The organism is Streptomyces pseudogriseolus (assembly GCA_002154585.1).
GTDB lineage: Bacteria > Actinomycetota > Actinomycetes > Streptomycetales > Streptomycetaceae > Streptomyces > Streptomyces pseudogriseolus.
Genome location: MUNG01000160.1, coordinates 1 through 14,874, shown reverse-complemented (window position 1 = coordinate 14,874; position 14,874 = coordinate 1). Strand labels below are relative to the sequence as shown.

Genomic DNA, 14,874 nt, shown 5'->3' with positions numbered 1-14,874 from the left:
CCGGGGCCGGGGCCGGGGACAGGCCAAGGCTCTCGCGGAGCGCAGCGTCGGCCTGCTGCTCGGCACGGTCGCGCTGCTCGTTCTCGCGGCGGCGTTTCTCGACCGTCACCGCGTGCCGGGCAAGGTAGTCGTCCACCACCCGCATGAAGCGGCCCAGCGACTCGGCGTCGACATCTGAGGGGAGCTCGTCGCGGAGACGCTGGGCGTGCTCGTGGGCCTCGGCGAGGCCGCCGGTGGCGTCATCGAAGTCGCCTGCCTCCTGGGCGGCGATGGCGTCGAACACCGCGGTACGCAGTGCCCGGGCGCTGCCAGGCTCCTCGCCGCGGCCGTACGCGGCTTCCACGGCCCGGGTGATCTCACCCTGGGTCGCCTCGACCTCTGCGAGGGCCTGCCGCCATTCACGGTCGTTGGCGAACGGGCGCACCGCGGGCTGCTGCCGTTCGCGGTTCCGCGGGGCCCGCTCGCGGGCCGGGGACGGCTGCGCGGCCGCGGGAGTCTCCGGAGCACTCCCGGCGTCCGCCTTCGGGGCCGGGTTGGTGCCGTCCGCGCTGCTCTCCCCGTTGTTCTCGCGGTCGACGGCTCCTCGCAGGACTTCCATCATTTCGCGGCCACGGTCGGTCAGCTCGAACAGCGTGCGGTTGCCGCGCTGGCTCAGGTGCACGAGCCCTTGGCCTTCGGCCCAGTTGAACTCTCGGGCGCCGATCGTGGAGCCCTTGCGGAAGTGCACGCCACGCTGGTTGAAGGAAACGTGTCCGGCATCGAACGCCTCAAGGCCTCGCAACATCCGGGCCTTGAACATGTTCGGCTTGCCCATGTTTTCGCGCTCGCGGTCGGTCATGCGCTTGGAACCGTCCGGGTGGAGCTGCTCCTCCGTCGGGTTGCTGAGCATTTCGTCAGCCAGAGCCATCCATGCGCGGCCCCGGGCGGTGAGCTCCAGACGGTTTTGCCCGCCGTCCTCAACGACGTGGGCGAGCCCGTTGTTGGTGGCCCAATTCACCCGCATTTCCTTGCCGAAGCGTTCGGCTTCGGGGAACTGCAAGCGCTCCGAAGAGGGCCAGGTGACGGCGCCGGAGTCGATCCAGTGCAGGCCCTCGGCCTGGCCCTTGAACACCGCCGGTGACTGCTCGCGGATGAACTCCTGCTGCTCTTCTGTCAGGACATCGGCGTACCCGCCGCCGTTCGCCTCCGGGGCCGGCGCGGCTTCATCGGGCTGCTCGGTCGCATCGGTCGCAGGAGCCTCGCCGGTGTCTGCCGACGGCTGCTCGGGCTGGTCGTCGCCGTTGTTGTCGGTGGCCGTCTCCGGGGCGTCCGTGCTGGTGTCCTCGGCCGTCGGCTCCGCGGTGCGCGCGGTCCCGGCGTCACCCGCCGGGTTCTGACCCTGGTTGCGGACCTTGCGCCGGGTGCGGCGCTTCTGCTCGCGCTGCAGGCCGGCGTGACGCAGGATGTCCGCCTCGCTGGCCTCTTCGCGGGCTATCAGCCCACCGAGCCGCTCGACCTCCGACGTCAGCTCGGACTCGTCCATGGTGAGCGCGTCCGGCTGCGAGGGGGCGTTCGTCTGCCGCTGCTGGAACCGGGCCTCGAACTCCGCGCGCTTCGCGGCGAGCTTCTTGTCCCGCTCCGCGTCCCGCGCCTCGGTCGTCGGCCAGATGAAACGCACCTGGCCCTTGTCGTCCTGTGTGATCGACGGCGGGGCCGGGGTCTTCGGCGTCAGGTCGAGGTCCCGGGCGGAGACCTGCGCGAGAACGTCCTCTTCCTCCTCGCCGACCAAGGCGCGCATCTCCGCGTCGAGGGCGTCGATGGACGCCTTCTGCTGGGCGGCCGCGGCCTCTGTGCTCTGCGGCTGCGCCTTGAGACGCATCACCTCGTCGAGGATTTCGAGCTGCCGGTTGGCCTTGTCGAACTCCTCGGCGAGCTCGAAGGGCTTGCCCACGCGGGCGGACGCCTGTTCGGCCGCCCGCCGCTTGTCGCTGAGCATGTCCTCCTGGCGGCGGACCTGCGCCTCCAGGTTGGCTATGGAGTCCTCGATGCGCTGCAGTGGGATCCGCGGCGGCTTGCCGTCCACGTCAACCAGCTGGTGTGACTCGTAGGTGCGGGCGCTGCCGGGAATGGCGGGGAGCTCCAGGCGCACGCCGTTGTCGTAACGGCTGGCGTAGGTGTTCCAGGCCCGGGAGAACTTGGCGGCGATGTCGAGACCGCCGACCTGGCCGATGATCTTCGGTGGCTCGTCGGGGTCGTACGCGCGGCGCCGGCCGTCCGCCTCGACCGCCCGCAGCGCCGCGGACAGCGCCTTACGTGCCTCCTCGCGGCCCTCGGTGCCCGCGAAGTCGGTGCTGCCGATGCGGGCGTTGAAGTCCTCACCGCGGGTCGGCTTCCGCTTGGCGATGGCGTCCTGGAGGGTCGCCACGAGCTTCGTCGTCTGCTCCTCGGCGAGCTCCGCATCGCGGATGGCCCGCTGGAAGCCTTCCTGAGAGCGCTGGTGGGCGTTGTACCGGGACCGCAGCCGCTTGACGATCGGGCGGAGCTGCGCCTGAGCGATCAGGTGCGGGTCACCCGCGACCAGGGCGCTCGCCTCGTCGGCGTCGAACTTGACCTCGCCGATGTCCTCCACGACACGCTCGTTGAGCGAGCCGCGCATGAGCTGCCGGATGAACCGCGCCTTGCGGGCGATGGCCTCCCAGAACTTGGCGTCGGTGGACCGCTCGGTGGCGTACTGGAAGATCACGACCTCGGCGTTGGCGTTTCCCTGCCGGATGACGCGGCCGTTGCGCTGCTCGACGTCGGCTGGCCGCCACGGAGCATCCACGTGGTGCAGCGCCGTCGCGCGGAGCTGCACGTTCGTGCCGGTGCCCATCTTGGCCGTGGAGCCGAGGAGCACGGACACCTTGCCGGTACGGGCCTCGTGGAACAGGCGGGCCTTGGCGGCGTCGTCCTTCGCCTCGTGGATGAACCGGATCTTCTCGGAGGGGATACCGCGCGCGATGAGGAGCTGCTTGAGCTCGTCGTAGGTGGAGAAGTCGGTGTAGCCCTCGCCGTCCTCGTCCGTCGCATCGGCGGCTTCGGTGACGTCTTCACCGTCGCCTGCCTTCTTCTTCCGCTTCTTCGTCTTGCCCGGGTCCTTGGGCGTGCCGAGGTCGAGGAAGACGATCTGCAGGCCGCCCTTCTCCGGGTGCGGCGTGGGGTCGGTCTTGCTGGTCGGGTAGACCGCGTCCTTGGTCTGCTCGTGAATCCGGACGATGTTGTCCGCGACCGTGGGCAGCTTGTTGCCGCCGCCCATCTCGGGGTCGATGAGCCGCGGGTCGAGCGCGGCCATACGGCCGTCACCGAGGAGCTTGAGGTGGTTGTCCTCCTTCGGGTCGACGCGTCCGCTCGCCAGGCGGGCGGCGCGCCTCTTGATCTCCTCCTCGTAGAGCTCCTGCGCCTCGGACATCGGCATCGTGATCGTGATGGCCTTGCCGCCGGCGATGTCCGGGACGGGCAGGTCGAGGTCTTCGCTGGTCTTGACGTCGGCGAAGGCGCGCCACATCCGCAGGAGCTCCGGCACGTTCTGGAACGCCGCCAGGCGCACCTTCTCCGTGTAGGAGCCGTCCGCACTGCGCTCCACGGCGCTGACCATCTGCCCGAATGTGGACGCGAAGTCGTCGAAGTCCATCAGGCCGAGCTGCTCAAGCAGGTCGGGGCGCAGGTAGCGCATCATCGTGTGGACTTCTGCGATGGAGTTGGCGACCGGCGTCGCCGTCGCGAACGTCACTACGCGGCCGGTGGTGGACCGCTCGCGCAGCCACTCCAGCTTCATTTCCAGGTCGGAGGCCCGGTTCGACCCGTCGATGGCCGCGATGGCGGACGGAGTGTCGAGGTTCTTGTACATGTGGGCTTCGTCTACGACGACGTAGTCGATGCCCATGTCCTCGAAGTGGAGGCCAGCGGCGTCCTTCATCCCGCTGAGCTTCTTGTCCAGCTTCTCCCGCAGGGTCTTGAGCTGGGTCTCCATCCGCTTGACCAGGCGGGTGTCGTTGTCCTCCCCGTCGATGGCCTTCTGCGCCTCGATCTTGGCTTCCAGGCGTTCCAGGCGGCGCTTGATGTAGGTCTCCTGCACCTCCGGGCGCATCTGGATCGACTCGAAAGCGGTCTGCGTCATGATGATCGCGTCGTAGTCGCCGGCCGCGGCGCGGGCGATGAACTCGCGCCGGCCCTTGCCCGCCAGGTCGTCGCTGCTCGCGGTGAGGATCCGGTTGTTCGCGACGGACTCGGGGAAGATCTCCGCGAACTCCTGACGGAACTGGTCCAGCATGTGGCCGGGCACGACGAGCGCGGCCTTCTTGACCAGGCCCAGGCGCCGGAGCTCCATGACGCCCATCGCCATCTCGGCGGTCTTACCGGCGCCGACCTCGTGGGCCAGGAGCACCGACGGCTCATTGACCATCCGGGCGACGGCGGCGTGCTGGTGGGGGTGCGGCTTGAACCACTCGACCAGGCCCGGGATGGTGCGGCGCTGCCCGTCGTAGGAGCGGGGCGCCATCGAGTTGAACTGGTCGTTGTAGAGCCGCTTGTACTTCTCGGCGCGGTCCGGGTCGGCCCACAGCCAGTCTGTGAACGCCTCCTTGAGGAGTTCCGCCTTGGTCTTGGCGTCCTCGGTGGCCTTCGGGTCGAATACCGAACCCTCGCGGGTCTTGACCGTGACGACGATCTTGCGGTTGGTGAGGATCGCCTCGGCGAGCTTGATCGCGTCGTAGCCGGGGGCGCTCCACGTGTCGCGGGTGCGGAAGGCGACGGCCTTCTTCACGGCGTCCGGGGCGTCGACCGCCCACAGGGATCCGCCCTGCCAGGACACCTTGATCTGGTCGGTGCCGAGGGTTTCCCGAAGGAACTGCTGGACGGGTTCATGCCCGATCCAGGAGGCGCCCATCGGCGCGGCGATCTCACCGGTGGACAGGTCCGGCGGGATGACCCGCTCAAGGTGCTCGACGTTGATGTCGAAGGCGGGGTTCTCCGCCGCGGCCTCGCGGGCGGCGGTCAGCTTCACGCGGACGTTGCCCGACAGGTAGTCGGCCGCCATGACGAGCTTGCCGTCCGGCGCCTGGAACGCCAGCGGGTACTCCACGCCGGTGTCCGGGTCGACCGACCGGGCGGCGAGGAGCTGGGCGACGGCGTCCTCAGCGTCGGTGTCCATGACCCGGGCCAGGCCGTCAGCGGTCAGCTGGCCCTCACGCTCCATCACAATCGCGAGGGCGTCCTGAGGGCTGTCCGCGAACTCGGCGATCTCCCGGTAGGTGCCCTGCCGCTTGGTGAAGATCGCGGCCCGCGTCGTCTTCTTGGTGATGTCGTCGTACTCGTCCAGCGGCGAGATGTTCGCCATCGTCGGGTCCTTGGTGAACAGACCCGCACGCTGCGCCTTCTTGCGGTACTTCTTCTTGACCGTCTCCCCGGTCTCGGGGTCGATGGCATTGCGCTCGGCCCACGTGTACCGGTTGATCGCGCCGTACTTGTCGAAGTACGCCTGGTACTGCTCGTTCAGCTCGGCCCGCAGACGCTCGATCAGTGAGTCGTCGGCGTCCTTGCGGGACTCCTCCGCCAGCAGCGATTGGAAGGTGTCCCGGATCGCCAGCAGCCGCCGGCCCTCGTCCGCCTGCGTCTTCGGCACGGGGAAGGGGTGCACCATGCCGTCGCGGACCTGCGTGAACGTTCCGTCAGGCTCGGCCTGCACGTGCCCGTCCACTCGGTCCGAGCCGGGCGGCAGCAGCGTGACCTTCTTCCGGTCCGCGGGGGCGGCCTGGTAGCCCAGGCCGGCGTCCTTCGCCGCGGCGACCGTCCGCTTGAGCGTCCGCGCGAGGTTGGCGATGGTGTCGCCGTCGCCGTCCACGCGGAGCTCGTTGTCACGGTGCTGGCCGTGCCCGACGGCGAGCTTCCCGAGAACCTGCTCGGGGTGGTCGTGGAAGTAGGAGTTGTAGAAGACCGGCTGTGCACCCTCGGTCTCCGGGTCCGCCTGCCCGGGCAGACCGAAGCGGGGCAGGGAGTGCACCCACATCGGCGGGTCTTCCTTGCTGCGCTCCGACGGCCGCTTGATCTCGCCCTTGCGGTTGCGGCCCGAGTTGAACGCCTTGTCCTTGTCGCGGCGCCGGAAGATCAGCAGGTCGGTCATCACGCTCGTACCGGCGGTGCGCTGGTGCGCGCCGGACGGCAGACGGATCGCGCCGACGAGCTCGGCCTTCTCCGCCATCTCCATACGGGCGGCCTCGGCCTTCCCGCCGTGACCGTCCATCGTCAGAGCCGAGGTGACCACGGCGACCAGGCCGCCGCCGCGGGTCAGGTCCAGGCTCTTGAGGATGAAGTGGTTGTGGATCGAGTGGCCGCCCTTGTTGTGCACCAGGTCGGGCACCTTGTACTTGCCGAACGGCACGTTGCCGATCGCCATGTCGAAGGTGCCGTTCGGGGCGCGGGTGTCGCCGAACGACTCGTGACGGATCTCCGAGTGCGGGTAGAGCGCGCCCGCGATACGGGCGGTGATCGGGTCGACCTCGACGCCGGTCATCTGTGCCCCGTCGGGGGCGTAGCCGATGAAGTTTCCGATGCCCGATCCGGGCTCCAGCACCTCACCGTTCTCGAACCCGAGGTCACGGACCGCGGCCCACACCTGCTGGACGATCTGCGGGTCGGTGTAGTGGGCGTTCAGCGTGTTCGAGCGGGCGTCTTCCCACTCGGTATCGGTGAGGAGCTCCCGCAGCCGCTCCGCGAGCGGCGCGAACTGGGCGTCGGGGCGGGGCTTGAAGATCTGCGGGACGGCACCCCACCCGGAGTAGCGGGCGAGCTCGGCCTGCTCGTCCGCGGTCGGCGGGCGGTCCTCGTCCTGCAGCCGGTGCAGGATCTCGATGGCCGCGATGTTGGCCTTGGCGCGGTTCAGCGGGGAGGACGGGGCGAGCGTCGCCCCGTCGGCCGGCGGCTCGAACGCCGGGAAGGCGCCGTTGCGGACCCTCTGCAGCCACTTGGCGGCCGTGCTGGAGGGCGTCGGGGCCGCCGGCCCCGTGTCGTCGTCCCCTACAGGGGCGGCAGCGCCACCGGCGGCATGTCCTTCGTCTCCGTCCCCGGCTCCTTCTCCACGCCGTACACCATCTCGTGCAGCACTCGCTCGCGAGCCCGCATCCGTACCGATTTCAGCTCGTGCGCCCGCTCCACCACGTCCGTCCCCTCCCGAAGGGGCGGCGCCCACTCGTCCGTCAGCGCCTCGATTTCCTCGAGAATCTCCTCCGACCGCTGCCGGGCGAACTCCTCCAGCTCCGCGTTGCTGGCCATCGCCGCCACCTCGCTGGGTCGGTACGTTTTCCAGAACGTCCGGACGAGATCCTCGTACACCGCTGTTCCTCTCGTTGTGGTCTGCCAGGGCCTTGCGTGCGGCGCTGACGTTGTCGCGCGCCAGCCGCATCAGCTTCTGGACATACATGTTGTCGCGGCCCTCAAGACCGCGGGTCGCGCGCTGAATGGCATCCAGCGCGCGCTGGAACTCCTCGATCGCCTCGGACGGGGTCGACTCGCCCCGCTCGAAACGCTCCGCTGCCTCGGCAGAACCGTAGGCGAGCTCCCGGGCAGCCTCATCACCGTGCAGCCGCTGCAGGTCGTTGATGACGGGCAGGAGCGTCTTCTGCGCCTCCTGCAGCGCCTCGTTGATCTGCTGCTGCAGGGCGGTCTCCGCCGCCATCTTCTCAAGGTCGCGCTCCTCGGCGCGGGCCGCACGATCGGCTTCCTCCCGGGCCGCCTTCGCCTTCTCCTCGTCCCGCTCGCGCACCAGGCCCGCGATGGCCGCCTCACGGGACAGGAACGTCCGATCGGAGCTGTAGCGGGTGCGGTAGCCGATCCGGTTCCACTTCCACGAACCCCGGCCGCCCCGAAGGGTGGCGTCGTCCGAGCTGTCGCCGTCGATGGTGACGGGGATGTGGCCCCAGTCGTTGACCGAACCGAGCGCGACGCGGGACAACTGCGCCGAGTACGTCTCGGCGTCGCGGCGTTCGGCCTCCTCGACGATCTTCCCGCCCTCGACCTCATGGCGATAGCTCTCTGCGTCGTCGTCGGTCTTCACGGCCGCCCGGACCGCAGCGTCGTAGGCGGCGTCAAGGTCTTCGCGCGGGACCTTGGACCAGTCCCGGCGCTCCGGCTGAGCCTGCGGCATCTGCTGCTGCGGACGCTCCTCCGGTGCAGCCGGGGCCGGGGCGGCTCCCTGGGCGGGGGCGTTGCCGCTCTGCTGCTGGGCGTCCCGCTCCGCCTGCCGCTTGCGGTACTCCTGCGCCCAGTAGGTGTCTTCACGCCCGGCGTCGATCTCGTACTGGCCGCGGATGTCGTCCATCAGGACGCCGAAGTCGCGCTTCCATCCGCTGATCCGGGAGGGGTGGCGCTTGTAGAGCTCCGGGTCCCACCAGTCGATCGGCTGACCCGGGCGGCCGGGCTCTTCGAGCTCCGCGCCGAGCCGCATCGCGAACCGGTTGGCGTCGTTCAACGTCTTGAACTGGCCTCCGGCACCACCGGCCCAGCCGAGCGAGTGGCCGTCGTAGGCGCGGACAACCTCGAAGTCGCTGGGGCCCGTCTGGATGACCGCGAACCCGCGGTGATCCGACATGGTGATCTTCCAGCCCTCACGGCCGGCGTAGGCCCGCAGCTTGTCCCGGGTGCGGTCATCGAGCGCCGGGTCGCCGCCGTTCTTCCAGTAGTCCCGCAGCTGACCGGTGGTGCTCGGCTTCTCGAAGCCGTCGCCGTTGTCCTTGTTACGGACCGGCCCGATGTGACCGACACCGATGTTGGCGGGCCCGCGCGTGGTCTGGGCGAGCTGCTGGGCGGCCTGCACGAGCGGGTTCGGCCGCTCGATGGCGGGCTTGGGGGCCCCGTTCGCAGCGAGCCACTGCCGGGCGAATCGAGCCCGGATGGCCTTGCTGTTGGCGATGAGCTCGATCCACTGCCGGTCACGCTCGGGTCCGGGCGGGGTCTTCCACGATCCATCGGGGTTGACCATCACCGGGTCGGACACGCTCCGCAGGAAGGTGATGGCGTCGCCGGAGGAGTTGAACGTCGCGTACGGCAGCGGCCGGCCAGTCTCGACCTCGCGCAGGGTCACGTAGTCCGGGCCCTGGCGAGGGTCGACACTGTTTGCGTACGAGATGGCGATGTCGCCCGCCACAGCACCCTGACGGCTCCGAAGGGCTTCCTCCAGCCACTTCTTCTGCGTCGGGTCGGTGGTCTGGGCAAGGCGTTCCTGCCACTGCTCGCGCACGTTGCCGTAGTCGCGGGGGCCGCCGGCCTCACGCCAGTAGCGTTCGGGAGCGTCGTCGGGGGCCGGTGAAGCGTCCGGCTGGGCGGGCGAGGTCTGGCCGGTGGCGGGGGCGGGGGTGCGCTTCTCGGCGGCGCCCTGCTTCTTCTTCGCGGCCTTCTCCGCGAACGCCTTCTTGGCGTCCTCGCCGGCCTGCCGCACCATCTTCTGGCCCTCGGGGGACTCAAGACGCTGGTGGTAGCCGGGGCTGTCCCAGTCGAACGGCTCGCCGTCGATCTGCGCGACTTCCAGGCGGTTGGCGAACTCCATCGCCTCGCCCTTGCGCTCCGACATGGCCAGGCGGGCGCCGCTGCCGGAGACGATGACGGCATAGCCGGTCTTGGGCTTGCCGCCCTTCTCCACGGTCATCTTCGCGACGACGAACGTGCCCCGGCGGGAGAGCTGCGGCTTGTCCAGCTTCGCGAACAGGCCAGCGGTTTCCTTCTGGTGGCGCTGCTGGGCGGCCTTGTCGCTGGTGGCCGGCTCCAGGTTGCCGCTCTGCCAGTGCTGCTGGAGCGCGTTGAGGTTGGCGAACCGCTTGCCGCCCTTGTTCCGGGCCTTGGGCGTGGCCGCGGCGGGCTGGCCCGACGTGAGCTCGGGCTTCATGCGGTAGGAGGTGCTGGCGGTGCCGTCCGAGCGCCAAGCGCGCGGGACGAGCGGCTGATCCTTCCTCCGCTTCTTCGACGGCTTCGGGATCGGCTTCTTGCCGTGCGCCTGGAACCGCCGGTGCGCGAGGTTCAGCGCGTCGGCGAGGTTCTGGGCGTAGCGGGCGACGTCTTCCTTGCCGTCCTGCTCGGCGAGCTCGGCCAGGCGCTCGGCGTCGTCCGCGAACCACGACAGCCGGTCGAACTCCGTCGGGTCGGCCTGATCGGTCGGGCTGTCGGAGAGGTCGAACGGCTCCCCTCCACCGAGGTAGTCGGCCAGCTCGTTGTAGACGTCGTCGGCCTCGCTGTTGCCCCACTCGCCGGGCCAGGCGTTTTCCAGGTCCTCGAAGTAGTCGTTCGACAGGTCACGCAGGGCGCGGCGGGCGTGGTTGGTGTCCCAGAACTGCAGGTAGTGCTTGTTCACCTCGGGGCCGTCGGCGCGCAGTGCGTCACCGTTGCCCATGACGTGCCGACGGCGGCGGCTCTCCGGGCCGGCGCCCCCGTTGTCCGTCGTGATGGGCAGCAGGTCGGGGAAGTCGCGCAGCGGGTGGTTGCCGCGGTCCTGCGCGGAGCGGCCGGGGTCCTCGTCGCTGTCGTCCGGGCGGGACATGACGCGGCCCTGCGGGACCATCGGCTCGTCATCGTCGTCTTCGGGGTCGTCCGGGTCGGCGCCGAGGTCCACCCCGTCGACGTCGTCCCCGATCGGGTTGCCCTCGTCGTCCTGGTCGTGCGGGTCGTCGGGGGTCTGGCCGTTGTCGCCGGGGTCGGTCGCCGGGTGGTCTTCGGTGTCGGGGTCGTCGTCCTTGTCGGGGGCGTGCTCGCCGTATCCCAGGCCGCGGTTCTGGTCGCCGTAGCGCCGCTCGTCCTCGTCGCGGACCTTGCGCTTGCTCTTGGTGGGCGCCGAGCCGTCGGGGCGGGCGACCATGGTGAGCCGGGAGGCGTGGATGGTGGACCGCTTGCGGGTGGCCAGGTTCTCCACCAGCACGTTCCGGCCGCCGAGGGAGCGCAGGACGCGCGCCATGCCGCCGCCCCAGAGCCGCGCGATGCCGCCGGTCTCGATGAACCTTCCCTTGCTGTCGCGGGGGTGCAGGTCCGGGTTCCAGGGGCGGCGCAGCCTCTTGGTTTCGAGGCTGGCGATGAGGCGGTCTGCGGCGCTCGTGATCGGCATGCGGCGGAACATGCATGCCGGGAGTGGTTAACGTCGCGGCCTCGGATTTCCGGCGGTGAGGGGCCGGGGCTACATGGTTTCGGTGAGTATGTGGATCAGGAACCACACGGAGAAGCCGCTCCAGCCGACGGTGAAGATGGCTCTGCCCGCTTTCGAGGTGCGGATCCGGAACAGGGTGCGGACGTTCTCCGACAGGGTGTCTCCGTCCTTGCGGTTCATCAGCGCCCACGTCTCTGCGAGCGCGAAGAGGGAGGTCCATCCGGCCCAGATAAGCCAGCTGTTGGTCATGGCCGTGCTCCTGACTGTGTGAAGGGGAAGGGGGTGGGGTGTGTCACTGGTCAGCGCCCTGCTCGCGGGTGCGGTAGCGCAGGCGGCAGCGGCAGTTGATGGTGAGGTGGATGGGGGCGAGCTGATCGCCGGGGAACCGCATCGGGTAGCCGTCGACCTGGTACGGCTTGGCGACGGGCAGGGTGGTGCCGTCCACGGCTTCGTGGGCGGGCCGTACGCGGTCGTCGCGGCGGGTTACCCAGGTGCGGATGATGTCCGGGCCGATCGCCGCGGCGGTGGCCTCCGCGGTGCCGTTGACGGTGGCGACGGCCGCTGTCTCCGCGGCGTCGGTGATCTTCGTGGCGGCCATGTCGCGGAACGCGGTCCTCACGAGCGCGACCAGGTCGTCAATGTCCTCGGCGACGTCCTGCCCTTGGGTGAGCAGGGTGGTGATCGTGTCGAGGAAGGCGCGGGCGATGTTTTCGGCGGCCGCCACGGCGTCCAGCACGGCGGCCGTGATGCGCGGCGATGCCTCCGCCGGCAGGGGCACGCCGAAGGCGTCTGCTGTTCGTTGGGCTGTGGCGGCGGCGATCCGGGTGAGGGACCGGGCGAGGGCGCTGGTGACTTCCTCCAGCCACCGGTCGGTGCCGACGATGCGGTCGATGTCGAGCGGGGTGGTGCCGCCGCGGCTGTCCTGGGGGCTCTGCGGCCGCCAGAACCGGGTGCCCTTGCGGGCCTTGGGGGAGCGCAGGCGGGCGGTGATGACGCCCTCCTGCCGGTCGAACAGGGACTCCAGAGCCAGGGCGACGGCGTCGCGGGCGCGGTCGAAGTCGGTGTCGGTGACCTCGAACTCCGGCCCGTCGTGCGGGCTGTGGTGGGGGAGTGCCTTGGTCTGCAGGGTGCGGGCGTCCTCGACGGCGGCCGCGGCCGCGCCCGGCTCCACCTCGGGCATCTGGCGTGCGTCGGCGACGGCGGCCGCCGCCTCACCCGGCGCGGAGGGGACGGTGTCCGCGCGGGCCTCGGCGACTGCGCCGGCCGCCGCGCCCGGTTCGGCGCCCATGCCGCCGGCAGGCGGTTCGCCGCCCTCGGCGCGGGCCTGCGCGACCGCTTCCGCCGCGGCGCCCTCCCCGGGTTCGGCCCCGGGGTCGAGCGGCGCGTTCGGATCGCCGCCGGCCCCGGGCATGGGACCGCCCATGCCCATGCTCATGCCGCCTTGGTCGCCCTGGATGCCGAGCGCGGCCGCGTCCTGCGGGCGCAGCGGAACGGGCGCCTTCTGCGGGGAGATCCACAGGGCGCGGGAGTGCGCGTTGTTGTAGGCGGGCAGGCCCGCGCGGCGCCGGTACTCGTCAATGGAGATCAGGCCCGACTCGAACTCCTCGCGGGCCTCCTGGCGGCGCTTGCGGCGCGGCAGCTCCAGGGCCTGCACGGTGGAGGTGTCGTAGCGGATGGACAGGTCGGTGTCGCCGAGGTCACCGGCGAACGCGTCAGCGATCAGCGACAGGTGGCCGAGCTCGGTGTGGATCCAGAACCCGTATTCTTCCTGCTCCGCGTTGTCGAAGGTGCGCCCGGAGGCGTTGCCGGTGACCGACTCGGGGACACCGAATGCGCCGAGAATCTCGATCTTGGCGTTCTGCGCGGCGTGCTCGTAGGCCATCTCACGCGGCCGGGTGGCGAGGTCGACGTACGTCATGCCGCCTTGCCCGGCGCCGACGACGGAGACGTGCCCGGCGTACTCGGAGCCGGGCAGGAACCGCGCCTCCAGCCGGTCCATGTCCGCGTCGGTGAGGGAGCTGGTGTCGACGGCCACGATCCCGCCCGGGCGCGCGTCGTTCTTGATGAACGCCACGTTGTACATGCGCGACAGGTGGTCGAGCTCGATGCTGATGCCGGCCGCTTCCAGCGGTGTCTGCCCGGAGAACGGATCGGTGGGGTGCGGCTCACGGATCCAGCGCACGCGTTCGGGTTCGAGCTCACGGACGTGCCCGTACAGGGTCGTGAACTCGAAGTGCTTGATGTACTCGCCCTTGTCGTCCGGCACGGGGATGACCCGGTCCGGGGGCAGCAGGTCGAGGCGGGTGATGGTGCCGCGGTTGGAGCGCGTGATCTCCACGAACGCGCCACGCTTGGACAGCAGTACCTGCGCGGACAGCCGCCGCCGGAGCTGCGCGCCGGACTCCAGCGGGTTCGCCTTCGGCCCGTTCAGCAGACGCAGCAGCGGATGATCGTCGATGACCTCCTCGAACTCGCCGTCTTCGGTGAGGCCGCGCCCGACTTGCAGAGGGAGCCGGGCGGCGTGCTTGCCCATGGTGTCGATGGCCTTGTAGACCCAGATGACACGCTCGTATCCCTCGGTGACGACACGGCCGATGTCCCAGCCGTCCGCGCGGCCTTCGGTGCCCCAGATGTTGGTGGTACCGGCGTAGGCGGTGGACGTGTACCCGCCCGTCCACGTGATCGTTTTCGACTCGTCCGGTTGGGGGCCCGGCGTCTGCAGCATGTTGCGCAGCGCGGGGAACCAGCGGCGTCGTGCCATGTCACTCCTCCCCGCCGCTCAGCCACACGGCGACGGGCAGCAGGAAGCCGAACAGCACCGCCCAGGGGGTGATCCAGTACGCGCCGGCAGTGGTTAGGGTCAGACCGAGCGTCAGCGTCACGTGCCCGGCGGCCCGGGCGCGGGGGGTGGCCGGCTCGTCGCGGAGGATGCTGCCGCCCGCGGTCGCCGTGACCAGGCCGACCAGGAGCAGCGCGACGGGCGGGAACGCTAGGTAGAGGGCTCCCAGCAGGCCGACCGTTCCGACACCGAACAGGAGCAGGCCTGTCACGTCGCGGGCGAGGCGTCGCCACGGCGCCGGATGGCTTGGGGGCGGTGGTGACTGCGTTGGAGGATTCACGCGGCGGACCGTAGGAAGGCCCGCGGGTTTGCGTCGCGGGCTACCCGGCGGCCGCGATCACCAGGGCAGCCAGTCGCCCGAACCGCCTCCGGAGCTGCCGGGGCGGGACTTACCGGCGATGACGATGCAGGCGATGCCGAGCCAGGCGGCGACGGCCACGAGGATGCCGACCGTGGTGGCGACCTGGTCGTCACCGGTGTGGGCGTAGGTGAGGTAGCCGGACAGGCCGCCGAGGAACAGGCCGAGGAGGAAGACGCGCACGGCGGGGGTCCTATCGGGCGGGGCGGGAGACGCCGGAGACGTAGGCGCTGATGCCGCGCCGCTGGATGTGGCCGCCGGGTACGAGTTTGGCGTTCGGCGGCGGGGTGGGGATCTTCCGCTTGGCGCGCACCGTCTGGTCCCCGCCGATGAGGTGCCGGTTGTCGACCAGGGCCTCGCAGTCGCGTCCGGCGACGTCCTCGTAGGGGCGGCGGCAGGCCCGGCAGTACACCTCAAGCGCATCGACGCGGATACCGCCCGCGGCGGTGAAGGAGCCGCGGAAGTCGGCTTGCTTCGCGACCCGGTCCTCGACTTTGATCTCCGCGGCGACGATCCACACGTGGGCCCTGGTCGGCTTCGCCG

General features: G+C 70.3%; 6 protein-coding genes. All 6 read right to left on the bottom strand.

What is annotated here, in order from left to right; genetic code table 11:
• Positions 1-11,095, bottom strand: an 11,095-nt coding sequence (locus CCN29_RS15830; protein WP_086682572.1) for a helicase-like domain-containing protein, incomplete at its 3' end; no start/stop codon positions are given.
• A 69-nt stretch (positions 11,096-11,164) separates the two neighbouring features.
• Positions 11,165-11,383 (bottom strand): hypothetical protein, encoded by a 219-nt coding sequence (locus CCN29_RS15825; RefSeq protein ID WP_086682570.1) that lies wholly within the window; start codon positions 11,381-11,383, stop codon positions 11,165-11,167.
• A gap of 43 nt (positions 11,384-11,426) precedes the next feature.
• Positions 11,427-13,895, bottom strand: coding sequence for a phage portal protein (locus tag CCN29_RS15820; protein ID WP_086682568.1), 2,469 nt, complete (start codon positions 13,893-13,895; stop codon positions 11,427-11,429).
• A 1-nt stretch (position 13,896) separates the two neighbouring features.
• Complete coding sequence (locus CCN29_RS15815; RefSeq protein WP_086682566.1) at positions 13,897-14,184, bottom strand: hypothetical protein; 288 nt, start codon at positions 14,182-14,184, stop codon at positions 13,897-13,899.
• Between the two features lie 126 nt (positions 14,185-14,310).
• Positions 14,311-14,514, bottom strand: a complete 204-nt coding sequence (locus CCN29_RS15810; protein WP_086682564.1) for a hypothetical protein — start codon at positions 14,512-14,514, stop codon at positions 14,311-14,313.
• Between the two features lie 10 nt (positions 14,515-14,524).
• Positions 14,525-14,874: hypothetical protein (locus tag CCN29_RS15805; protein ID WP_107481706.1), on the bottom strand; the 350-nt coding region annotated here is incomplete at its 5' end.